The sequence below is a fragment of the Streptomyces canus genome, assembly GCF_030815415.1.
GTDB classification, from domain to species: domain Bacteria; phylum Actinomycetota; class Actinomycetes; order Streptomycetales; family Streptomycetaceae; genus Streptomyces; species Streptomyces canus_F.
Genome location: NZ_JAUSWW010000001.1, coordinates 1,902,723 through 1,925,274, shown reverse-complemented (window position 1 = coordinate 1,925,274; position 22,552 = coordinate 1,902,723). Strand labels below are relative to the sequence as shown.

Genomic DNA, 22,552 nt, shown 5'->3' with positions numbered 1-22,552 from the left:
CCGGCGGCGGCTCTCAGTCGAGGAGCCGCTCGCGCAGCCGGTCCCTGAGCTGCGGGGTCAGGCCGAGCCCCTGCTCCAGGTAGGTGTCGACGCTGCCCCAGGTCTCCTCGATCGTCTCGAACGCGGCCTGGAGATACTCGGCGCGCGCGTCGAAGAGCGGGCCGAGCAGCTCCATCACCTCGGGGGAGTAGGCGGCGACGGACTTGCTGCTGCGGTGCACCTTGTAGCGGCGGTGCTTGGCGTTCGACTCCAGGTAGTCCGCGACGATCGCCTCCCGCTCCACGCCGAGGGCGAGCAGCGTCACGGCGATGGACAGGCCCGCACGGTCCTTGCCCGCCGCGCAGTGCATCAGCGCGGGGACGCTCTCCTCGGCGAGGGAGTGCAGGACGCGGGAGTGCTCGGCGGTGCGCTCCTTCACGATCTTCCGGTACGAGGCGATCATCCGGTTCGCCGCCTTGTCGTCGCCGAGGATCTCGCGCAGCTGCTCGATCTCGCCGTCCCGGACCATCTTCCAGAACTCCGAGCCGTCCGCCGGGTCGCTCAGCGGGAGGTTCACATTGCGCACGCCCGGCAGCTCGACGTCGGGGCCCTCCAGCTTCTGGTCCGACGCGTTGCGGAAGTCGAAGATCGTGTGCAGCCCCAGGGAGGAGAGGAACGCGGCGTCCTCGTCGGTCGCGTGTGCCAGGTGACCGCTGCGGAACAGCACCCCGTACCGCACCCGCCGTCCGTCCACCGTCGGCAGACCGCCGACATCCCGGAAGTTGCGGACTCCGGTCAGCTCGGGCTCGGTCGACGGGATCTGCTGCGTCACGGGGGCTCCTCCCAGCCGGTCCCGCCGCCACGGCTCGTCAGCGGGCACCTCCTCGACGATACGACATCGGTTCCTGGGGCAATCAGTTGTCCACAGGCGTTGCAACCAGGGCTCGCGGCCCTTGATGATGTTGGCACTTGAGCGCACCTGTTTGTATCTGTGAGGATTTGATGCTGGAGATCTCCGAAACCGGCCGTACCTGGCTTCTCTCCGGGCCTGCCAGCAGTTATGCCGTCCACCTCACCGGGGACGACGTCCTGTTGCATCTCCACTGGGGCCCGAGGATCGAGCTCGCCGACGCCGAGGAACTCGCCGCCCGCCCCCTGCCCGCCGAACGCGGCTTCGAGTCCCCGCTCGACGGTCGCGAGGAGTACCCCGTCGAGGGCGGCCCCCGTTTCGTGCGGCCCGCGCTGTCTGTGCGCACCGACGAGCGACGCGGCACCGAGTGGACCTTCGAGTCCCACGAGACCTCCGGCGACACGGAGGGCGGCGAGCTGCGGCTCCGGTTCCGTGACGGAGGACTGGCGATCACGCTGCACTACCGGATGCGCGGCGATGTGGTGGAGCGCTGGGTGACCCTGGACAACCAGGGGCCCGAGACCGTGGAGCTCCTGCGCGCCGACTCCGCCACCTGGACCCTGCCCGACCGCGAGGACTGGCGGCTGTCCCATCTGCACGGCCGCTGGGCCGCCGAGTCCCGGCTGACCGGCGCCCCGCTCACCTACGGCGAGAGGGTCATCGGCAGCCGCCGCGGGCACACCGGGCACCAGTACCTGCCGTGGGTGGCGCTGGACACGGACGCCACCGAGGAGCGCGGCGAGGTCTACGGCTGCGCCCTCGGCTGGTCGGGCTCCTGGCGCATCGCCGTGGCCCAGCTCTCCGACGCGCGCGTGCAGATCACCGGCGGCGTCGGACACGACGAGTCGGGCCTGCTGCGGCTGGCGGCGGGGGAGTCCTTCACGACGCCCGTCTTCGCCGGCCTGTGGAGCGACGGCGGCTTCGGCGGGGCGAGCCGGGCCTGGCACGCGTACCAGCGGGCGTACGTCATCCCGGACGCCGACCGGGACCGGCCGGTGCTGTTCAACTCCTGGGAGGCCACCGAGTTCGACATCTCCGAGGAGCAGCAGGGCACCCTCGCCCGGCGGGCCGCGGCGATCGGCGTCGAGCTGTTCGTGGTCGACGACGGCTGGTTCGGCACCCGCACCAGCGACCGCGCCGGCCTCGGCGACTGGACGCCCAACCGCGACCGTTTCCCGGGCGGCCTGAAGCCCCTCGCCGACTACGTGCACGCGCTCGGCATGCAGTTCGGCATCTGGGTCGAGCCCGAGATGGTCAATCCGGACAGCGAGCTGTACCGGGCGCACCCGGACTGGGTGCAGCACCAAGCGGGACGAAAGCGGACGGAGTTCCGTAATCAGCTCGTGCTGAACCTCGCGCGCGAGGACGTCCAGGAGTACCTCTGGGGCCATCTCGACGCACTCCTGAGCAGCGCCCCGATCGATTATGTGAAGTGGGACTTCAACCGCAGCTTCACCGACGCCGGCTGGCCGGGAGAGGCCTACCCGCAGCGCCTCTGGATCGACCATGTGCGCGCCTACTACGCCATGCTGGACCGGCTGCGGGCCGCCCATCCCGGCGTCGCCTTCGAGTCCTGCTCGGGCGGGGGCGGCCGTATCGACCTCGGTGTCATGGGCCGCACGGACCAGGTGTGGACCTCCGACAACACCGACCCGCTCGACCGGCTCGCCATCCAGCACGGTTTCGGCCAGATTCACCCCGCGCGCGTGATGGCCGCCTGGGTCACCGACAGCCCGAACGCCATGCTCAACGGCCGGGTCAGCTCGCTGCGTTTCCGGTTCGTCAGCGCCATGGCCGGGGTGCTGGGCGTCGGCGGCGACCTCACGCAGTGGAGCGAGGAGGAGCTCGCCGAGGCCGGTGAGTGGGTGGAGCTCTACAAGGAGATCCGGCCCGTGGTGCAGCGCGGTGACCTCCACCGGCTGCGACCGCCGCGGGGCGGGCTCAGTGCCGTCCAGTACGTCCTCGGGGACGAGACCGTCGTGCTCGCCTGGCTCCAGGCGCAGAGCTACGGCGAGCCCGTACCGGCGCTGCGGCTGCGCGGGCTCGACCCGACAGCGTCGTACGAATGCCTCGAAACGGGCGAAGTTCACAGGGGTGCCGTATTGCTGCATCACGGACTTCGCGTCGGATTGCGCGGCGACCTGGATGCGGCAGTTCTCCGGCTGCGTCGCATCTGAGCTGTCTGTCCGAATTGGCGCCTTCATCATCCTTCATTCCAACTCGCTCTGGAATAAGGGAAGCTGTGAAGGTGCCACGTGAGGAGCGTCATACCCGTGACCGTGTGTCGCCCGTCATGTTCACGTAATTCCCGTTCTTTTTCAGGGGTTTTGCATGGCGGGAGGCGTGCGCAATTCACGCAGGGTGACCGGTAATTCTCACAGCGGATCAAGAGGAACGCATTCACCGGGAACCTCTCACTTGTCCCTTTGCGTCTTGCTCGCCTACGTTCGCCATCAATCCGGACGGACGCCCAATCCTGCCGCCGCCCGGGGACCGCACAACTCACCCGTGAACGGCAGGAGCGGGGGACCCACAGGTACAACCGCCTGTTCCGGTCTCCGGAACGGCTAGGGGTTAAGTCGCACCTCGGTGCGGCCGGGCATCTCCAGCCCGAACCCGACAGCTCACCTCGCAGGCGCCGGAGAGGAATTCGCCATGCCCGCGAAGGGTAAGCACCGCCGTCCGAAGGCCCAGCGCCTCACCCGTTCGATCGCCGTCGCCGGCACCGGTGGCGCCGCACTCGCCCTCCCGCTGATGGGTGCCGCAGGCGCCCACGCGGCCACCCCGCAGTCCGTTTCGGCGAAGGCCGTCCAGTCCCTTCCGGTCGCCGGGAAGACGGCCACCGAGAAGAAGACAGCGGAGAAGAGCGCCGCGAACACCGCGACCGCGCGCACCTATTCGGTGCGGTCCGGTGACTACCTCTCGAAAATCGCCGACGAGCAGAACGTCAGCGGTGGCTGGAAGAAGCTCTACTCCGACAACCGCGAGGCCATCGGTTCCGACCCGTCGCTGATCCACCCCGGTCTGAAGCTCACCCTCGGCAAGAAGGCCGCGGCGAGCACGGAGAAGTCCGCGGGGACGCAGAAGTCGGCCGAGAAGCAGAAGTCCTCTTCGTCCGCGTCCTCGGCATCCGCCGAATCCTCGAAGGCGTCCTCGTCGAACACGACGGCAACGCAGAGCAGCGAGACGACCGGCGCCGGCAGCTCCAGCGGCTTCACCCTCCCCGTGGCCGGCGCCACCGTCGGTACCCCGTACCGGATGTCCGGCAGCATGTGGTCCAGCGGCTACCACACGGGCGTCGACTTCGTCGTCCCGACCGGCACCTCGCTCAAGGCCGTGGGCGCGGGCACGGTCGTCTCCGCCGGCTGGGGCGGCGCGTACGGCAACCAGGTCGTCATCAGGCTCGCCGACGGCTACTACGCCCAGTACGCCCACCTCTCCTCGCTCTCGGTCTCGTCCGGCCAGACCGTCGCCGAGGGCCAGCAGGTCGGCCTCTCCGGCGCGACCGGCAATGTGACCGGCCCGCACCTCCACTTCGAGATCCGCACCACGCCGGACTACGGCTCGGACGTGGACCCGCTCGCCTACCTCCGCGCGAAGGGCGTCTCCGTCAGCTGACGCCCGCCCCCTGTGCCACCGAAGGCCGGATCCCGATCCCCGGGTCCGGCCTTCGGTGTTCGTTCTTGCGGTTTCATGATCACTTTATTGCGTTCTTGTGGCACGGCTCTCCAAAGCGTCGACAGTGAGGGGAGGGTGGGGACAGAGTGATCTCCGTAGTGATGCAAGCGCTTTCTATTCGCATCTTCCGGAGGTCCCCGTGCCCGGCGTCGACCGACGCACCGTCATCAAAGGCGCCGCAGCCGCGGCCGCCGCGGCCCAGTTCTCCTGGGCCCAGTCCCGCACCGCCGCCGCGGCCGACGCGGACGACACCGAACTCCACTGGCTGGAGGGCGCGACGCCCGACGCCCACGCCGGCACCACCTGGGGCGTGCCATGGGCCCGCGGGACACACCGGCCGGAGCAGAGGTTCCGGCTGACGACCGCCGCCGGCGACGACGTTCCCGTCCAGAGCTGGGTCACCGGCCACTGGCCCGACGGCTCGGTGAAGTGGACCGCGCACGTGATCGCGCCCGGCGCCCCGAAGGCCTCCGCGTACAACCTCGCGGCGGGCAGCCCGGCGGCCCCCGAGCGGAAAGTCGCCGTCACCCGGTCCGGCAGCCGCGTCGAGGTGTCGACCGGTGTGATCACGGCCGTGTTCGGCACCAAGGGCTCCGACACCGTCGTGCGCAGCGTGCGGCGCGGTGCGGCCGAGATCGCGCGGGACGGGAAGCTGGTCGCCCTGCGACAGGAGTCCGTGCGAGAGGGCGCGGACGTCGAGAGCTTCGCCGGCCGGGTCGAGAAGGTCGAGGTCGAGCAGGACGGTCCGGTCCGGGCCGTCGTCCGCGTCGAGGGCCGGCACCGCAAGGGCGGCCGCGACTGGCTGCCGTACACCCTGCGCTTCTCCTTCTTCGCCGGCGCGGACTCCTTCCGCCTCGTGCACACCTTCGTCTGGGACGGCGAACAGAAGCCCGGCTCCGACCAGGGCGACTTCCTGCGCGGCCTCGGCGTCCGCTTCACCGTGCCGCTCAGCGATCAGCCCTACGACCGGCACATACGGTTTGCCGACTCCGACGGCGGACTGTTCAGCGAGGCCGTCCAGGGCATCACGGGGCTGCGACGCGACCCGGGCGCGGCGGTCCGCGGCGCCCAGATCGCCGGGGAGAGGCTGCCCGACACCGCCACCTGGGACACCCGCGTCTCCAGCCGCCTCGCCTACATCCCGGCCTGGGGCGACTACACACTCACCCAGCCCAACGCCGACGGCTACACGGTCCGCAAGCGCACCAAGGCGGGCTACGGCTGGATCCACGCGGCGGCCGGGCGGCGCGCCGGCGGCTTCGGCTACGTCGGTGGCGCGAGCGGCGGACTCTCCTTCGGACTCAGGGACTTCTGGCAGCGCCACCCGGCCCAACTGGACGTCCGGGGCGCCCATACGGACGCCGCCGAGGCCACCGTATGGCTGTACTCGCCCGAGGCGCTCCCGCTCGACCTGCGCTTCTACCACGACGGGCTGGGGCAGGACACGTACGAGAAGCAGTCCGACGGTGGTCTGGAGATCACCTACGAGGACTACGAGCCCGGCTTCGGTACGCCGTACGGCATCGCACGGACCAGTGAACTGACCTTCTGGGCCGTGGAGAAGACGCCGTCGGCCGGTGTGCTCGCCGCGCAGGCCGCCGCCACCGCGACGCCGCCGCTCCTCACCGCCACGCCTGAACGGCTGCACGCGGCCGGGGTGTTCGGAGACTGGGCGCCCGTCGACCGTTCCGACAAGGCCAGGGCGGTCGTCGAGGATCGCCTCGACGAGCTGTTCGCCTACTACGTCGGGCAGCGTGAGCAGCACCGCTGGTACGGCTTCCTGGACTACGGCGACGTCCAGCACACCTACGACAACGACCGGCGCGTCTGGCGGTACGACATCGGCGGATTCGCCTGGGACAACTCGGAGCTGGGCACCGACCTGTGGCTCTGGTACCACTTCCTGCGCACCGGCTCCGCCGAGGTCTTCCGGTTCGCGGAGGCCATGACCCGGCACACCGGCGAGGTCGATGTCTACCACCTCGGCAAGTGGGCGGGCCTGGGCACCCGGCACGGCGTGCAGCACTGGGCGGACAGTGCCAAGCAGGTCCGTATCTCCACGGCCGCCAACCGCCGCTTCTACTACTTCCTCACCGGTGACGAGCGCACCGGCGATCTGCTGAGCGAACTCGTCGACGTGGAGCGGACGTTCCTGGAGGTCGACCCGCAGCGCAAGGTCCGCGCCGACGGTTACACGCCCGGCGACCAGCACGCGCTGTCGGTCGGCTTCGGCACCGACTGGGGCGGCATCTCGGCGGCCTGGCTCACCGAGTGGGAGCGGCAGGGCCCGAACGCGGCGGAGGCGAAGGCCAAGCTGGTCAACTCGGTGCGGTCGATCGCCGCTCAGCCGAACGGTTTCTTCACCGGGACGGGGCTGCTCGACGCGGACACCGGCAAGTTCGCCGTCACGACCAGTACCGCCGTGAGCGTGTCGCATCTGAGCGCCGTGTTCGGGCTCGTCGAGACCAACAGCGAGCTCGTGTCGTTGTTCGGGGACGAGGAGCCCGAGTTCCGTACCGCCTGGCTGAACTACGCGCAGTACTACAACGCCACGGACGCCCAGAAGCGCCAACTCACCGGCTCCACCTGGAAGTCGGCGCTGCCCGCCGCCCACTCCCGGATCACCGCCTACGCGGCGCACCACCAGGACGATGCCACGCTCGCCAAGCGTGCGTGGAACGAGTTCTACACCGGCAGCGACACCTACTTCCCGTCCAACGACTGGAACCCGGTCACCGTCAGGACGCCGGCAGTCCTGCGCACCACTGAGGAGATCCCGTGGATCTCCACCAACTCCTCGGCCCAGTGGGCCCTCGCCGCGATCCAGAACCTCGCCCTGATCGGAGACCGGATCCCGTCATGAGACGTACCTGCTTGATCGCGGCGGTGGCCGCGGGGCTGGTCATGGGGGCGGTGCGGCCCGTGGCGGCCACCGGCGATGTCGTGCGCCCCGACGACCGGCGCCTGGCCTACGAGGGCCACTGGGGCCGCACCGCCGAGGCGGCGACCACCGTCAACTCCGGTGCGCGGCTGCGTTTCCGCTTCACCGGTGACAGCGTCCACGCCCTCTTCGACGTCTCGTCGATCACCGTGCCCGCGCAGATCTACGTATCGGTCGACGGCGGCCCGAAGCGGTGGTACGCCGTCGACCGGACGAGTTCCGTGCCGCCTATCGCGCCTACCTCGCCACGCTGCGGGCCGCGGCACCGCATGCGCGCATCCTCGCGCTGCGGCCGTTCAACGGCGCACACGCCGAGGACATCGCCGCCGCCGTCGCCGAACTCGCCGACACCCGGACCGAGTTCGTCGACACGACCGACTGGCTCTCCCTGACGGACGGGGACTTCAACGGGACCGTCCACCCGAGCTCCCAGGGCCATCGCAAGGCGGCCGACCGACTGATCGCCCTTCTTGCAAAGGAGCACTAGTGCACCGCCCGTACCGCCGGAGAACCGTCGCCGTCGCCTCGGCGGCCCTGCTGGCCGGGTTGTTCTCCGCACCCGCCGGACACGCTGCGGAAGCCCCGCGCCGGGTCGTCGAGAACCTCGACCGCGGACTGGTCGCCGTACCCTCCGGAAAGGGCGCCTTCCTCAGCTGGCGCCTGCTCGGCACCGAGTACGCGCGCCACGGCAACGCCATCGCCTTCAACGTGTACAAGAACGGACGGCGGCTGAACCGCACGCCGGTCACCAAGTCCACGACGTACCAGGACAACACTCCCGGCAAGGGTGCTTACGCCGTGCGAGCCGTCGTCAACGGGCATGAGCAGAAGCGGAGTTCGGCCGCGCTCGACTTCGCGCAGGGCTACGCCGAGATCCCGCTCGCGACCGCCGACGGCTACACCGTGCAGCATGCCTGGCCCGGCGACCTCGACGGCGACGGGCTGTACGAGATCGTCGTCAGCCGGCTCTCCGGGACCCGCGACAAGCCCGATCTGCTGGAGGCGTACACGCTGACCGGCCAGCGGCTGTGGCGCGTCGACCAGGGGCCCGGCTCGTACACCCAGGCCGGCGGGAACGGCGCCAACGACCCGGCGCCCGCGGCGATCAGCGGCTCCACGGCGATCGGTGGCTACCGCAACGACGACAACGTCACGGTGTTCGACCTGGACAGTGACGGCAAGGCCGAGGTGCTCGTGCACACGGCCGACGGCACCACCTTCGCGGACGGCTCCAAGGTCACCGCGGCCTCGCCCGCGAACCAGTTCGTCTCCGTGATCGACGGCCTGACCGGCACCGAGCGCACCCGACAGCCCGTCCCCGACGACTTCGTCGCCGACGGACCCTCCGGCGGCCACTTCGGCATCGCCTACCTCGACGGCGAACACCCCAGCCTGGTCACCAAGTTGGTCACCCGCGTCGGAGCCAAGCGCGGTTCCTTCCGGATCCTCTTCCAGACCTGGGACCTCAACGGCGCCGGCCTGACACCGCGTTGGAAGTACGTCGTCCCCTCCACCAGCGGCGCGACCAGCTTCCACCAGATCCGCACCGTCGACGTCGACCTCGACGGCAAGGACGAGATCGCCGACGGCAACTACGTCGTCAACAGCGACGGCACGCTCCGGTACGTCGTCGACGGCGCCGGGCACGGCGACCGCTTCCACATCGCCGACCTCGACCCCGACCGCCCCGGCCTGGAGGGATTCGCCATCCAGCAGGCCGAGTCGGGCGTGATCCCGACCTTCCCCTGGTACTACTACGACGCCGACACCGGCGAGCGACTGGTCACCGGACAGCACCCGGCGGACTGGGTCAACGACACCGACATCGACGTCGGCCGCGGCAGCACCGGCGACATCGACCCGGACCACCCGGGCTACGAGTACTGGACCTCCACCGCCGACGTCACCGCCCCCGGCGCCGGCGTCCGCAACGTCCAGGACGGCAAAATCTCCACGACCACGCCCAGCGTCAACTTCCGCATCTGGTGGGACGGCGACAAGGCCTCGGAGAACCTCGACTTCACCCACGTGGAGAAGTGGGACCCGGCGTCCGAGACCACCTCGAAGATCTTCGAGCCGTCCGGTGTCGTCTCCGGCGCCCGCAACGCCACCCCGTTCTACGGCGACATCGTGGGCGACTGGCGCGAGGAGATCCTCGCCGAGACTGCCGACCACACCGCGCTGCGGCTCTACACCACCACCGAGCCGACGAGGACACGCCTCTACACCCTCGCGCAGAACGCCGAGTACCGCCTCGGCTGGACCGTGCGCGGCTATCTGCAGTCGACGTACACCGACTACTACCTCGGCACCGAGACCCGCCGGGTGCCGAAGCCCTCGATCACCCTCCCGGAAGGAGCCGTCCGCAGTGACGACCACGCGTAGAGCCTTCACCACCCTCGCGGCAGGGGCCGCCCTGGCCGCCCTCGCCCCCGCCACGACCGCCAGTGCCCACTCCTCGCACCGGCGCGGCCGTCTCATCGCCCACGACGACTTCCGCCACGGCCTCGGTCAGTGGGCCGTGGAGCTGGAGAAGGGCGGCACCGTCACCACCTCCCGCGGCACCCTGGACGTCGAGGTACCGGCCGGTGCGACGATCTGGTTCAAGAAGCGGCTCGAAGGCCCCTACGTCATCGAGTACACGGCCACGCCCGTGTCCGAGGGCGGCGTCAACGACCGGGTCTCCGACCTCAACAACTTCTGGAACGCGGTCGACGTCCGTTCCCCCGAGGACCTCTTCGCCACCCGGCGGGGCGGGGCGCTGGCCGAGTACGACTACCTCAAGACGTACTACGTCGGCTACGGCGCCAACACCAACACCACGACCCGGCTGCGGCGCTACGTCGGTGAGGCCGGCGTCCGTCCGCTGATCTACGACTACACGGAGCCGCTGCTCGTGGCGAACGCGCCCCACCGGGTCCGGATCGTCTCCGACGGCTCCACCCAGCGGTGGTGGAACAACGGGCGCCTCGTCTTCGACTACACCGACCCGGAGCCGTACACGAGCGGGCACTTCGCCTTCCGGACGACGTGGAGCCACTTCCGTCTGAACCACTTCAGAGTGTGGCAGCTGAGCCCTCAACATCGCTGATCGGAGAGGTATTCCGGGCTTGGCCAACACTTTAGGAGTGGCTTATCTCACCGCCCGTCAACCTTTCCTTACGGTCGCGTAGGTCACATTCGAAGGTGAATCATGCCGGGTGTGGCAGACGATTCGAAGAGTGACAGCAGAAGAGTGATCGGGTCGTACGTTGCGGTGGGGGACAGCTTCACCGAGGGCGTCGGCGACCCCGGCCCCGACGGGGCGTTCGTCGGCTGGGCCGACCGGTTCGCGGTACTTCTCGCGGACCGGCGGCCCGAGGGCGCCTTCATGTACACCAACCTCGCCGTTCGCGGGAAGCTGCTCGACCAGATCGTGGAGGACCAGCTTCCCAAGGCCGTGGAACTCGGACCGGACCTGGTCTCCTTCTGCGCCGGCGGCAACGACATCCTCCGACCAGGGACCGACCCCGACGAGGTCGCCGAGCGCTTCGAGCGGGCCATCGCCCGGCTCTCCGAGGCGTGCGGGACCGTGATCGTGACGACCGGCTTCGACACCCGTGACGTGCCCGTGCTCAAGCACCTGCGCGGCAAGATCGCCACGTACAACGGACATGTGCGGGCGGTCGCCGACCGCTACGGCTGTCCCGTCCTCGACCTGTGGTCCCTGAAGACCATCCAGGACCGCAGGGCCTGGGACGGCGACCGGCTCCATCTCTCCGCCGACGGGCACACGCGCGTGGCGCTGCGCGCCGGTCAGGTGCTCGGCCTGGAGGTCCCGGCCGACCCCGACCAGCCGTGGCCTCCGCTGCCGCCGCGCGGCACGCTCGACGTGCGGCGCGACGATGTGCACTGGGCGCGCGAGTACCTGGTGCCGTGGATCGGGCGGCGGTTGCGCGGCGAGTCCTCGGGCGACCATGTGACGGCCAAGGGCGCGCTGTCGCCGGACGACATCAAGATGCGGATCGCCTCGGTGGCGTGACGGCGGTACGGGCCGCGCGGTGGCGGCTCGACCAGTGAGGTGACCGCGCGGGAGTGGTGCGCGGTCCGGTCCCGGGGCCGGTGCTGGGATGACGGCACACCGTCACCCGGCCCCCGGAAGGACCGGACGCGCATGCCCGTTCCCCGTACGACCGGCACGGCGGTCGCCGTCATCCTCCTGGCCCTGGGCGTGCCCGCCGTCGCCGCATCCGGGGCCGCCGCCGCGAGCCTTGCCGTCCCCGCGGCCCGTGTCACGTCGGCGCCCGCCACCGTCACCGTGACCGGCGAGGGCAGCGCCGTCGCCGAGCCCGACATCGCCGTGGTCGGCGCCGGGGTGGAGGCCACCGCCAAGACCGCCCGGGCCGCGCTGAACGCGCGGAACCAGGCGGCCGCCGCACTGCTGAAGGCGGTGCGTGCCCAGGGGATCGCCGCCCGGGACATCCGTACCGAGAACGTCTCCCTCAGCCCCGTGTACGACTACCAGGACGGCGAGTCGACGCCGAAGGACTACCGGGCGGCGCAGTCCTTCTCGATCAAGGTGCGCGAGGTGGCGACCACCGGCGCCCTGAGCACGGCCGTCACCGAGGCCACGGGCGACGCGGGCCGCATCAGCTCCGTCGTCTTCGATCTCGACGACCGCCGCCCGCTCCAGGCCCGCGCCCGCAAGGCCGCGTACCGGGACGCCCACGCCAAGACCGCGCAGTACGCCAGGCTCGGCGGCCACCGCCTCGGCCGCCTCGTCTCGCTCAGCGAGGGCGGCACCGGGTACGTCCTCCCGATGCCACCGGTCTCCGGGGACGTGCCGGGCGCGGGCATCGGCGTGGCACCCCTCGCACCGGGGGAGATCAGGGCGACGGCCTGGGTCACGGCGGTGTACGCACTGGGCTGACGAACCGTCCGGGTGCGGACGGGCCCGGGGCGGCTACGCCCGGATCCAGCGCCGCAGCGCCTCGACCGTGTTCTCCGGCGACGAGTTGAAGCACAACCGGATCCCGGGCGCCTCCTCGGTGAGCACGTTGACCAGCCGTTCGAACAGCACGGTGTGCTCCGGCGCCATCCGTACGCCGCCCCCGATCATCGCCAAGCCGAACGCATCCGCTCGCAGCTGTTCCCGGACGGCCGCCTCGGAGCGGTTCGGATCGGTGTCGATCAGACAGGGGACCACATCGAACCCCGCCTCGCGCAGCGCCGTGTGCGCCGCCTCGATGCGGGCGGTGAAGGCCACCTCGTCGACACCCTCGGGCATCCGGCTGTAGTCGAGCACCCGCGGGTGCAGTCCGACGGACAGCACCTTCGTCGTGCCGGGCAGGGGAGGTGAGGCAGTCGGTAAGACCACGGGCGGGGCCCTCTCTGCGGACGAGGTCGGATCAGGATCTGAGGGGCTCCACGTGCGGGGCCGGTGCGGCCCCTCAGCGCTCCTGTGCGCTCAACGTCCCGGCCCCCAGGCCGAGTTCCCGGGCCAGGGCCTCGTCCACCCACTCCTGGGCGCGGGACCGGGACACGGCTCCCGGATAGGACGTCAGCTGTACGGCGAGACCGTCGAGCAGGGCGGTGAGGCGCAGGGCCGTGCCGTCCGGGTCGGGGCAGTTGAACTCGCCCGCGGTCATGCCCTCCCGGACGACCTCGGCGATCGCCGCCTTCCACCGCCGGTCGAGGTCCCGGGTGACCTCCTGCAGCGCGGGCTCGCGCAGCGCCGCCGCCCAGCCCTCGATCCACAGCCGCCAGCCCTTGGCCTGGCCGGTCGGGGCGTACCAGCGCACGGCGGACCGCAGGCGGCGCAGCGCGGTCGTGCGGCGGCCGAGCAGCTTGCGCAGCTGTGCGAGGTCGTCCTCCGCGGCATGCCGGAACGCGGCGGCGACCAGCTTCTCCTTCGTCGAGAAGTGGTAGAGCACCAGCGCGTTGCTGACCCCGAGCGCCGAGGCCACGTCGGCGATCCTGACCGCCGCCACGCCCCGCGCCTCGATCTGCTCGACGGCGGCCCGCAGCAGCTCCTCGCGCCGCTCGGCCACACTCAACCGCACTCTCGCCACGCGGCCACCCTATCCAGCGTGTCCCCCGGGCGGCCGAGGGACCGCTGTCACCGGTACCACCCGAACCGTTCCGCGATCACCGGCAGCCGGTCCGCGACGATCGCGTGTGCGGCGGCGCGCGGTGACGACCCGTCGGCCTCCGCGCGGGCCAGCATCAGCTCGACGAGCGCCCGCATGGCGCGGCGGGTGTGCGCGAACGCCTCCTCCGCGTCGGCGCCGATGTCGCCGAACAGGGTCCACCACCACCAGGCGTTCGTCGCGGAGTTCACGACGACGTCGGGCAGCACGGTGACGCCCCGCGCGGCCAGCAGCGCCTCCGCCGCGGGCAGGACGGGCATGTTCGCGGCCTCCACGATCCAGCGGGCGGTGATCCGGCCCTGGTTCGAGGCGTCGATCGCGTAGGACACCGCCGCGGGCACCAGCACCTCCGCGTCGGCGGACAGCCAGGCGTCGCCCGGCAGTTCACGGTCACCGGGGCGCAGCACGGCACGGTCCACGGTGCCGTAGGCGTCCCGCGCGGCGAGCAGCGCCTCCACGTCGAGGCCGGCGGGGTTGGCGACCGTGCCCTTGATGTCGGCGACGGCCACGACGCGGAGCCCCGCGCGCGAAAGGAACCGTGCCGTGGCTCCGCCCATCGTGCCGAGCCCCTGCACCGCGACCCGCGTCCCCGCGTACGGCACCCCGGCCCGGTCCAGGGCGGCGAGCACCGACTCTGCGACCCCGCAGCCGCCCGCCAGTTCGTCGAGCCCGATGCCGTCCACCTCGACCGCGAACGCCTCCGCGAGCCGTCGCCGGGCCGCCGTCTCGTCGTCGAGCAGCGGATACACGGCCTGGATCGAGGAGACCAGCCCCGCCTCGGTCGCCGCCCGGTCCACGAGGTCCTGGGTGAGGCCGAGGTCCTCGCCGGTGGTCCAGAGACTCTCGACGTACGGTCCCATCGCTCGCAGGAAACGCACGAGGACGCCGTACGCCGCCGGGTCCCGGGGATCGCAGTCGATGCCGCCCTTCGCGCCGCCCAGGGGGATGTAGCGGCCCTCGGGGTCGTAGTGCAGCGCTTCCTTCATCGTCATGCCGCGGGCCAGTCCGGTGACCTCGTCCAGGGTGCAGCCCTCGCGCATGCGCAGCCCGCCGCTGGACACGCCGCGCACCAGCCGGTCGACGACCAGGAAGCCCTGGCGGCCGGTGACATGGTCGGTCCAGGTGAGCGACAGCAGGGGGGTGGTCATGAAGGCTTCTCCTGGTCGATTACTGAATGGTGAGTCAGTATCGGGAGGTGGTCGGGGCGCTGTCAACGCGAGGGGAAACCGGTTGACGGGTCCGGATCCGGGGCTGTTACGTTCCGTTCGGGAACGTACTGGTCGGTGGATGGGGGCGGGGACGTGGCGAACGTCGTCGAGTTGTCGTACTACCCGGTGAAGGGATGCGCCGGGATCTCGGCGAGCGAGGCGATGGTGACGCCGGCCGGGCTCGCCCACGACCGCGCCTTCATGGTCGTGAGCGACGAAGGGGTGTTCCGGACCCAGCGGCGCGACCCGCGGCTCGCGCTGATCCTGCCCGGCATCGACGCCGCGGGCGAGCGGCTCACGCTGCGCGCGCCGGACCATGGCGAGGTGGCCGTCGACGTCGACACCATCGGAGAGCGGCGGCCCGTCGAACTGTTCGGGAAGCCGTTCCGGGGCATCGACCAGGGAGACTCCGCGGCGCGGTGGCTCACCGACGTGCTCGGCGTCCCGAGCCGGCTCGTCCGGGTACCGCCGGAGCACGACCGGGTGACCGACGGCAGAACGCCGGGCACCGCCGGCTGGGCGGACAGCGGCGCGCTGCACGTGCTCTCGCGCTCCAGCCTCGACCTGCTCAACGAGAGGATCGCCGAGCGCGGCGGGGAACCCCTGTCGATGAACCGCTTCCGCCCCAACATCGTGATCGGCGGCTGGGACACCCCGCACACCGAGGACCGCGCCCACCGCATGCTGATCGGCGGCACCAAGCTCGCCTACGCGAAGCTCGCCGTCCGCTGTGCCGTCACTCTGGTCGACCAGGAGCGCGGCGCCAAGGGTGGCCCGGAACCCATCCGCACCCTGGCCGGCTACCGCCGCGGCGCCGTCGGCACCGTGTTCGGCGTGAAGTTCTCCGTGCTGCGGCAGGGCAAGCTGGCGGTCGGCGACGAGGTGGACGTCACGGCGTGGGGCAGTGCCGAGGTGGAATTCACGCGGCCGTGACCAGGGCGGTCCTGGTTTGTCGGAGAAGCCGACCATAATGGAACGCCTCACCGACTCCACCTGGAGGTACCGTGTCCGGTTTCCGTTCCCTGAGCTCCGGGCTCCGCGCGCTGCAGCCCGCGGCCTTCGGCGTGGACCCGAGCGGTGAGCGCCTCGCACGCATTCGTAGATCCCCGCACTTCAAGGACGGGGTCTTCCAGAACCCGGGCGGCTTCGCTCGCACCCGGCCCTCCGGCTCGACGGTGGAGTTCGCGAAGGTCTTCTTCGACAAGGACGAGCGGCCCCACCGCGCCCCCGAGGGCCGGATCCCCGTGCACCCCACCACGCTCGCCGACATCTCCCGGCCGCCGGCCACCGGACTGCGGCTGACCTGGATGGGGCACTCCAGCGTGCTCGCGGAGATCGACGGGCACCGGGTGCTCTTCGACCCGGTGTGGGGCGAGCGCTGCTCCCCGATCCCCTTCGCGGGCCCCAAGCGCCTCCACCCGGTCCCCCTGCCGCTGGCCGCGCTCGGCCCGGTCGACGTGGTCGTCATCTCGCACGACCACTACGACCACCTGGACATGCCCTCCATCAAGGCGCTGGCCGGCACCGACACCCTCTTCGCGGTGCCGCTCGGCGTCGGCGCCCACCTGGAGCACTGGGGCGTCTCCGCCGACCGGCTGCGCGAGCTGGACTGGCACGAGACGACCAAGGTCGGCGGTCTCACCCTGACCCCCACCCCGGCCCGCCACTTCTGCGGCCGCGGCCTGCGCAACACCCAGCACACCCTCTGGGCCTCCTGGGTCGTCGCCGGCGAGGAGCACCGGGTCTTCCACAGCGGCGACACCGGCTACTTCGAGGGCTTCAAGGACATCGGTGCCGAGCACGGCCCGTTCGACGCCACGATGATCCAGATCGGCGCGTACAGCGACTTCTGGCCCGACATCCACATGACGCCCGAGGAGGGCATGCGCGCCCACCTCGACCTCCAGGGCGGACCGTCGGCCGGACCGATGCTGCCGATCCACTGGGCGACCTTCAACCTGGCCACGCACGCGTGGGCGGACCCGGGGGAGGGCACCCTCGCGGCCGCCCGCCGGGCCGGGTCCCGGGTTGCCCTGCCCCGGCCGGGCGAGCCCTTCGAGCCCACCGCCGAGACCGTGCCGGGCGAGCCGTGGTGGCGAGGTGTCGCGGCGGTGCCGGCGGGCGGGTGGCCCGCGGACGGCGTGGGCAGCGAGGCGGGCCCGGCGGCTGACACGGCCCGTGACATTCCCGGTGCCGCGACCGAGGGCACCGGAGAGCCCGAACCCGTGCCCGCGGGCTGATCCCGGGCCGAACAGCGACTGACGGCGAGGGCCGGAGAGCGTCACGCTCTCCGGCCCTCGCCGTCTTCTCGTGACCGCTTCTGACCAGGTCCGATCGAAGCCCGCTCGTTCCCGAGCGGACGTCCGAGGGCTTATCGGGCTGTCGTACGAAGCCTCATACCAGAGCGGGACGCTCCGCGTACGAGTTTGTCAACTGCCCACCGCACATGATGCCTTGCCGACTACTGTGAGTGTCCGTCGGGCGACGCAGGGCCGCCTTTTCGGCGCTCTCGACCGACGCCGCGATGGCGCACACCCTGCCGGGGCGTCATCGGAATCCGACCGGATCAGGGAGCGGGGTCTGGTACGTGCAGCCGCGAGCCGGAGGAGGGAGTCGACGCGATGGGGATCCCCCCAGCTCGACCGCAACCGGGCACCGGGGGAAGCCGGTGACGGACGACCGCGTCGGAGTGCGCGCCGCCCGCGGCGAGCGCGCCGGGGAACAGGCGGGAGCACGCACCGGACCACGGGAACCCGCCCGCGGGCATCCGGGCCCGCCCGGCGACCAGGCCCGACGGACCACCAGTACGAGGACACCGATGGCTCAGCTCCGCGCACCGGCGACACGCGCAGACCGCCGCGAAGGAGGCCGGCACGGAAGGCCGGCCGCCCGGCCCGCACCCGCGCTGCCCGAGACGCACCTACGGCCACAGCTGCTGCGGCTCGCCGTTCTGCCGCCCATCGCGGTCGGCCTCAGCGGCTCGGCAGCCGTCCTCTTCACGGTCCGCTCCACCGGCGCACAGCCCGGTCTCACCCTGTGGGGCGTGCTCGCCGGCGCCTTCTCGGTCGCCCTCGCCGGCATTCTCATCGCCGCCGTGGCCGCCGACCGCGCGGCCAAGGCGGTCAGCGACCGCATCGGTGCCCTGCGCCGCACCAGCGCGCGCGGCGAGGCGGATCTGCGGGCCCTCGTCGAGGCGCTGCGCCGCGGCGACGGACCGCCCCAGCGCAAGCCGCGCGGCGGTCCCCCCGAGGACGCCGACGACTTCGAACTCCTCGCCGCCGACCTGACCCGCGCCCACGACGGCGCCGTCACCGCGGTGGTCCACGCGGCCCAGCTCTCCAGCCAAGCGGGCAGCGAGCAGAAACTCGAGGTCTTCCTCAACCTCGCCCGACGCCTCCAGTCACTGGTGCACCGCGAGATCTCCATCCTCGACGAGCTGGAGAACGAGATCGAGGACCCCGACCTGCTCAAGGGCCTCTTCCACGTCGACCACCTCGCCACCCGCATCCGGCGGCACGCGGAGAACCTCGCCGTGCTCGGTGGCGCCGTCTCCCGCCGGCAGTGGAGCCACCCCGTCTCCATGACCGAGGTGCTGCGCTCCGCCATCGCCGAGGTCGAGCAGTACTCCCGGGTCAAGCTCGTGCCGCCCATCGACGGAACCCTGCGCGGGCACGCCGTCGCCGACGTCATCCACCTGCTCGCCGAACTGGTCGAGAACGCGACGGTGTTCTCCGCGCCGCACACCCAGGTCCTGCTGCGGGCCAACCTCGTCACCTCCGGGCTCGCCGTCGAGGTCGAGGACCGCGGGCTCGGCATGCCCGTGGGCGAGCAGAACAAGATGAACGCCCTGCTCGCCGACCCCGACCAGGTCAATGTGGGCAGCCTGCTGGCGGACGGCCGCATCGGCCTGTTCGTGGTCTCGCAGCTCGCCCGGCGGCACGGCATCAACGTCCGGCTCCAGACGAACATCTACGGCGGCGTACAGGCCGTACTCGTCGTACCGCAGGGGCTGTTGGGCGCGGACCCGGACGCGCCGGGCGCCATGCCGCGGTCACCGGGCGGGACAGGAGCGCCGGACACGGGCCCGGGCGTTCCGGGTCCGCCGGTGCCGCCGCAGGGTTCGACGGACAGGACGGGGGTCTCCGTACCGCCGCCGCAGCATCCGTACGCCGGAGCCGGAGCCGGTGTTGATGGCGGTGCCGTCGCCGATACCGGGCCGCAGCGCGTCGTACCCTTCGCGCCTCGCCGGCAGCCGGACGCCCCGCGAGCCGCCGTCCCGGCGCCCGACACCGGCGCGGCGGTACCGCTGCCCGTGCGCGGCACCCACCAGGCCCGGCCCAACCCGGCGGAGGCCGTCCCCGGCGTCCGCCCCGACGACCGGCACCGTGCCGACGACCGCACCGCCGTGCCTCCCGCCCCGCGCACCGGCACCGTGCGCGGCACCATGGGCAAGCCCCAACTGCCCCGCCGCCGCGCCCAGGAACACATCGCACCCCAGCTGCGCGACGGCCCGGCGGCACCGCGTCCCGAGACGGACCACCTCGCCGGTCACGACCCGGGTCTCATGGCGGCCTTTCAGCGCGGCGTCGGCCTCGCCGAGGCACAGCAGCACCTGGAGGCCGAGCACACGGGGGCGCCCCACCCGGACGCGGGCCGCCCGGAGGCCCCGCACATGGAGGCCGTGCGCTTCGACACGGACCGGACGGGGCCCACGTACCTCGGCGCACCGCACCCCGCCCCGGCACCCCAGGACGCCCCCGCCATGGACCAGGGCCGGATAGCCGAGGTGCGCGGCGCGCACGACGGCGGGTCCGCGGCCCGCCCCGACCACACCCCCACCCGGCACGACGGGAGCGCAACAGCCGGATGACCACCCCCGTTTCCACCCCACCCCCCAGCGCTCCCGCAGACCTTCGTACCTCAAGGAGTCGATCCACCATGGCGAGCGAAGCGCCGACCGGCCATGTATCCGATCTCGACTGGCTGATGAGCGGCCTCGTGCAGCGTGTCCCGCACACCACCAGCGCGGTACTCCTGTCCTGCGACGGGCTCGTGAAGTCGGTCCACGGTCTCGACACCGACAGCGCCGACCACATGGCCGCCCTGGCCTCCGGCCTGTACTCCCTCGGCCGCAGCGCCGGAGTCCGCTTCGGGGACGGCGGAGACGTCCGCCAGGTGGTCGTCGAACTGGACGCGACCCTGCTGTTCGTGACCACCGCGGGCTCCGGCACCTGTCTCGCGGTGCTCGCCGGCCGCGAGGCCGACGCCGCCGTCCTCGGCTACGAGATGGCGATGCTGGTCAAGAGCGTGCGCCCCTATCTGGTGACCGCACCCCGGCAGCACGCAGGCGAACCGACGGCGATGAGGCCTTGAATGTGACGGCGGCCGGTGACGGGCCCTGGCTCGACGACGCGGCCGGACGCCTGGTGCGCCCCTTCACGGTCAGCAACGGCCGCACCAGACCCACCATCGCGCTCGACCTGTTGTCGCAGGTGATGGTCACCGGAGCCACCCCCCTCGGCTATCTCGGCCTCGAACACACCCAGGCACTCGATCTGTGCCGGGCACCTGTCTCAGTCGCCGAGATCGCCGCCCATCTGAAACTGCCGGCGGCCGTCACCAAGGTGGTGCTGTCCGACCTCGTCGACTGCGGGGCGCTCACCACCAAGCCCCCCGAGTTCACCCACAACCCGACTGACCGGGCCCTTCTGGAGGCAGTGCTCGATGGACTACGACGACAGCTCTGACCCCTTCCCCACCGCACTCAAGATCCTGGTGGCGGGAGGGTTCGGAGTAGGCAAGACCACCTTCGTGGGCGCGGTCAGCGAGATCGCGCCGCTCAGCACCGAGGAACTGCTCACCACGGTCAGCGCCGCGACCGACAACCTGGACGGGATCGAGAACAAGGTCGAGACGACCGTGGCCATGGACTTCGGCCGCATCACCCTCGATCCGGAACATGTGCTGTACCTGTTCGGCACGCCCGGGCAGGAGCGGTTCTGGTTCATGTGGGACGAACTCTCCGAGGGTGCGCTCGGCGCGGTCATCCTCGCCGACACCCGCAGGCTGGAGGACTGCTTCGCCGCCGTCGACTTCTTCGAACAACGCGGTCTCGGCTTCATCGTCGCGATCAACGAGTTCGACGGCTCCTACCGCTACGACCCCGAGGAGGTCCGCGCCGCCATCGACCTCGCCCCGGAGATCCCCATCGTCCGCTGCGACGCCCGGATCTCCAGCTCCGGCGTCCAGACCCTGCTGACCCTCGTACGGCACCTCATCGCCCACGCTCCGGCACCCGCGCCGAGCCACGGCGCCCACATGTGATCCCCGCACCCGACGCCACGGAGCGCATATGACCCACACCCACAGCGACGGAACCCGCCGATGAGCTACGACCCGGTGCGCCCCGCCGGTCGTCTGCTGCTCACCCCCGAGGACAAGGAGGCGCCCGCACGGGCCGCCCGACTGCACGGGCTGGGTCTGGGCGAGCGGCCGGAGCCGGCCCTGGACGCCTTCGCGGACCGGCTCGCCGAGCTGACCGGAGCGCCGTACGCGATGGTCAACTTCATCGACGAGAAACGGCAGTTCTTCGCCGGACTGCACACCCCGGACGCCCGGCCGGTGGTGGTGCGCGCCGAAGAGACCAAACCGGAGCTCGGCCGTCATCTGGAGCGCGACCACGGCTTCTGCCCGCATGTGGTCGTCCGTCGCAAGGCCCTGGTCCTCGAGGACGTCTGCGACTACCCGCGGTTCGCCGGTAACCCGGTCGTCGACGAGTTCGGCATCCGCTCCTATCTGGGCGCGCCCCTCATCGACAGAACCGGAATGGTCCTCGGCACGGTGTGTGTCGTTGACGTGGAGCCGCGGCCCTGGGGGAGGCCCGGCCTGGAAACCATCAAGTCGTCGGCGGCGCAACTCGTCACGAGACTGGAGCGGATGGAGGCCGACGGCCTCCCGCTCTGAAGCCCCCGCCTCGCCGCGCCGAGGCTCAGACCCCGCCCCGCCAGATGTTGTCGAACGCGGAGTTCTCTATCGCCCGCCGCTGCCGCACCGCCTCCAGCTCCATCACCGCGTCCCCGACGGCGGCCAGCACGCTCGTGACCACGTCGTCAGTGATCTCGAGGGTCTCGGCGGGCTCCTCCCGGATCCCGGCGGCGGCCACCAGGGCCGTGAAGGCCGGGTCGCCGGACGCGAGGCGGGTCTCGGCGCGCGTCCGCTCGGGCGAGTCGACCAGCGTCGTCCGTCCGCTCCGCGGCGGAAGCACCCGGCCCCCCGGCCGGGCCGCCAGCCCTTCCCGCTCGATGGCGGAGTGGTACGCGGAGGACAGCCCGTCGCCCCTGCGCCACAGCCAGTCCCCGACCGACTCGTACGGCTCGTCCCGTATGAGCGTGGCGGCGGCCTCGTCCAGCAGCGGGTCGCCCGTGACCTGCGGCGCACCGGGCACGATCCGGTCGTCGTCCACCTGGAGCGCACCGGCCTCGACGAGGTCCAGCAGCTCGGAGCCCGCGAGCGCGAGCGACACATCGCCCTGCTCCACCGGAGCCTCGGGCGCCGCGCCCAGAGCGAGCAGAGCGAGATCACGTGCGGTGTTCATGTGCGGCTCCCCGTGGGTCCATGGCGTCCTCAGGGATTCCAACGGGCATCCGCGGCCCGGTGTTCCCCACGGAAGGGTTCACCGGTGGCGGGCGTGAAGCGGAGCTGCGGCGCG

At 71.5% G+C, this 22,552-nt stretch carries 20 protein-coding genes and 1 riboswitch; of the genes, 15 read left to right on the top strand and 5 right to left on the bottom strand.

Annotation, left to right across the window (positions count from 1 at the left end):
• Positions 1-13: 13 nt before the first annotated feature.
• Positions 14-811 carry a tyrosine-protein phosphatase gene (locus QF037_RS09035; RefSeq protein WP_307023555.1) on the bottom strand — a complete coding sequence of 266 codons (798 nt, stop codon included), beginning with the start codon at positions 809-811 and terminating at the stop codon, positions 14-16.
• 170 nt (positions 812-981) lie between these two features.
• Here QF037_RS09035 and QF037_RS09030 point away from each other — a divergent pair, with 170 nt between their 5' ends.
• The 8 genes from QF037_RS09030 (at position 982) to QF037_RS08995 (ending at position 12,417) form a co-directional block, all read left to right on the top strand.
• Positions 982-3,066: an alpha-galactosidase gene (locus tag QF037_RS09030; protein WP_307023554.1), complete on the top strand. Its 2,085-nt coding sequence runs from the start codon at positions 982-984 to the stop codon at positions 3,064-3,066.
• A gap of 316 nt (positions 3,067-3,382) precedes the next feature.
• Positions 3,383-3,540, top strand: a riboswitch (cyclic di-AMP (ydaO/yuaA leader).
• 4 nt (positions 3,541-3,544) lie between these two features.
• A complete protein-coding gene (locus QF037_RS09025) occupies positions 3,545-4,507 on the top strand; it encodes a M23 family metallopeptidase (protein ID WP_307023553.1) in 963 nt (320 codons plus the stop codon).
• 199 nt (positions 4,508-4,706) lie between these two features.
• Positions 4,707-7,430, top strand: coding sequence for an exo-rhamnogalacturonan lyase family protein (locus tag QF037_RS09020; RefSeq protein ID WP_307023552.1), 2,724 nt, complete (start codon positions 4,707-4,709; stop codon positions 7,428-7,430).
• A gap of 271 nt (positions 7,431-7,701) precedes the next feature.
• A complete protein-coding gene (locus QF037_RS09015) occupies positions 7,702-7,995 on the top strand; it encodes a GDSL-type esterase/lipase family protein (protein WP_307023551.1) in 294 nt (97 codons plus the stop codon).
• Positions 7,995-9,893, top strand: a complete 1,899-nt coding sequence (locus QF037_RS09010) for a rhamnogalacturonan lyase family protein (RefSeq protein WP_307023550.1) — start codon at positions 7,995-7,997, stop codon at positions 9,891-9,893. Before QF037_RS09015 ends, QF037_RS09010 begins: the two co-directional genes overlap by 1 nt.
• Positions 9,877-10,599: a DUF6250 domain-containing protein gene (locus QF037_RS09005; protein WP_307023549.1), complete on the top strand. Its 723-nt coding sequence runs from the start codon at positions 9,877-9,879 to the stop codon at positions 10,597-10,599. The genes QF037_RS09010 and QF037_RS09005 overlap by 17 nt, the downstream gene beginning before the upstream one ends.
• A 144-nt stretch (positions 10,600-10,743) precedes the next feature.
• Entirely contained in the window at positions 10,744-11,529 is a 786-nt protein-coding gene (locus QF037_RS09000; protein WP_307037062.1) for an SGNH/GDSL hydrolase family protein, read from the top strand.
• A 132-nt stretch (positions 11,530-11,661) separates the two neighbouring features.
• On the top strand, positions 11,662-12,417 hold the full coding sequence (locus QF037_RS08995; protein WP_307023548.1) for an SIMPL domain-containing protein: 756 nt from the start codon (positions 11,662-11,664) through the stop codon (positions 12,415-12,417).
• 33 nt (positions 12,418-12,450) lie between these two features.
• On the opposite strand, the gene QF037_RS08990 is transcribed toward QF037_RS08995, so the two are convergent.
• The 3 genes from QF037_RS08990 to QF037_RS08980 all read right to left on the bottom strand — a co-directional run bounded on the left by QF037_RS08990 (position 12,451) and on the right by QF037_RS08980 (position 14,784).
• Positions 12,451-12,864, bottom strand: a complete 414-nt coding sequence (locus tag QF037_RS08990) for a hypothetical protein (protein WP_307023547.1) — start codon at positions 12,862-12,864, stop codon at positions 12,451-12,453.
• A 73-nt stretch (positions 12,865-12,937) separates the two neighbouring features.
• Positions 12,938-13,558 (bottom strand): TetR/AcrR family transcriptional regulator, encoded by a 621-nt coding sequence (locus tag QF037_RS08985; RefSeq protein ID WP_307023546.1) that lies wholly within the window; start codon positions 13,556-13,558, stop codon positions 12,938-12,940.
• Positions 13,559-13,605: 47 nt separating this feature from the next.
• Complete coding sequence (locus QF037_RS08980) at positions 13,606-14,784, bottom strand: Glu/Leu/Phe/Val dehydrogenase dimerization domain-containing protein (protein WP_307023545.1); 1,179 nt, start codon at positions 14,782-14,784, stop codon at positions 13,606-13,608.
• Positions 14,785-14,937: 153 nt separating this feature from the next.
• Between QF037_RS08980 and QF037_RS08975 the strand changes: the two genes are divergently transcribed.
• From QF037_RS08975 to QF037_RS08945, 7 genes are all read left to right on the top strand, one after another.
• Positions 14,938-15,777: an MOSC domain-containing protein gene (locus QF037_RS08975; RefSeq protein WP_307023544.1), complete on the top strand. Its 840-nt coding sequence runs from the start codon at positions 14,938-14,940 to the stop codon at positions 15,775-15,777.
• A 71-nt stretch (positions 15,778-15,848) separates the two neighbouring features.
• Positions 15,849-17,084: an MBL fold metallo-hydrolase gene (locus QF037_RS08970; protein ID WP_307023543.1), complete on the top strand. Its 1,236-nt coding sequence runs from the start codon at positions 15,849-15,851 to the stop codon at positions 17,082-17,084.
• Positions 17,085-17,662: 578 nt separating this feature from the next.
• Positions 17,663-19,714 carry an ATP-binding protein gene (locus QF037_RS08965; RefSeq protein ID WP_307023542.1) on the top strand — a complete coding sequence of 684 codons (2,052 nt, stop codon included), beginning with the start codon at positions 17,663-17,665 and terminating at the stop codon, positions 19,712-19,714.
• Between the two features lie 68 nt (positions 19,715-19,782).
• A complete protein-coding gene (locus tag QF037_RS08960) occupies positions 19,783-20,217 on the top strand; it encodes a roadblock/LC7 domain-containing protein (protein ID WP_307023541.1) in 435 nt (144 codons plus the stop codon).
• Positions 20,218-20,219: 2 nt separating this feature from the next.
• Positions 20,220-20,591 carry a DUF742 domain-containing protein gene (locus QF037_RS08955; protein ID WP_307023540.1) on the top strand — a complete coding sequence of 124 codons (372 nt, stop codon included), beginning with the start codon at positions 20,220-20,222 and terminating at the stop codon, positions 20,589-20,591.
• Positions 20,569-21,168: a GTP-binding protein gene (locus QF037_RS08950; protein ID WP_046257443.1), complete on the top strand. Its 600-nt coding sequence runs from the start codon at positions 20,569-20,571 to the stop codon at positions 21,166-21,168. The genes QF037_RS08955 and QF037_RS08950 overlap by 23 nt, the downstream gene beginning before the upstream one ends.
• 60 nt (positions 21,169-21,228) lie before the next feature.
• A complete protein-coding gene (locus QF037_RS08945; protein WP_307023539.1) occupies positions 21,229-21,807 on the top strand; it encodes a GAF domain-containing protein in 579 nt (192 codons plus the stop codon).
• Positions 21,808-21,832: 25 nt separating this feature from the next.
• Here the strand turns inward: QF037_RS08945 and QF037_RS08940 are convergent, their stop codons facing one another.
• The gene (locus QF037_RS08940; RefSeq protein WP_307023538.1) at positions 21,833-22,438 is read right to left on the bottom strand and encodes a GOLPH3/VPS74 family protein; all 606 of its coding nucleotides are present in this window, start codon (positions 22,436-22,438) and stop codon (positions 21,833-21,835) included.
• Positions 22,439-22,552: the final 114 nt, after the last annotated feature.

Excerpts from the sequence above, each read along its gene's own strand:
- QF037_RS08980 (WP_307023545.1), bottom strand. The coding sequence starts at position 14,784 with ATGACCACCCCCCTGCTGTCGCTCACCTGGACCGACCATGTCACCGGC.
- QF037_RS08995 (WP_307023548.1), top strand. The coding sequence starts at position 11,662 with ATGCCCGTTCCCCGTACGACCGGCACGGCGGTCGCCGTCATCCTCCTG.
- QF037_RS08945 (WP_307023539.1), top strand. The coding sequence starts at position 21,229 with ATGAGCTACGACCCGGTGCGCCCCGCCGGTCGTCTGCTGCTCACCCCC.
- QF037_RS08965 (WP_307023542.1), top strand. The coding sequence starts at position 17,663 with ATGGCTCAGCTCCGCGCACCGGCGACACGCGCAGACCGCCGCGAAGGA.
- QF037_RS09030 (WP_307023554.1), top strand. The coding sequence starts at position 982 with ATGCTGGAGATCTCCGAAACCGGCCGTACCTGGCTTCTCTCCGGGCCT.
- QF037_RS08950 (WP_046257443.1), top strand. The coding sequence starts at position 20,569 with ATGGACTACGACGACAGCTCTGACCCCTTCCCCACCGCACTCAAGATC.
- QF037_RS09025 (WP_307023553.1), top strand. The coding sequence starts at position 3,545 with ATGCCCGCGAAGGGTAAGCACCGCCGTCCGAAGGCCCAGCGCCTCACC.
- QF037_RS08940 (WP_307023538.1), bottom strand. The coding sequence starts at position 22,438 with ATGAACACCGCACGTGATCTCGCTCTGCTCGCTCTGGGCGCGGCGCCC.
- QF037_RS08960 (WP_307023541.1), top strand. The coding sequence starts at position 19,783 with ATGGCGAGCGAAGCGCCGACCGGCCATGTATCCGATCTCGACTGGCTG.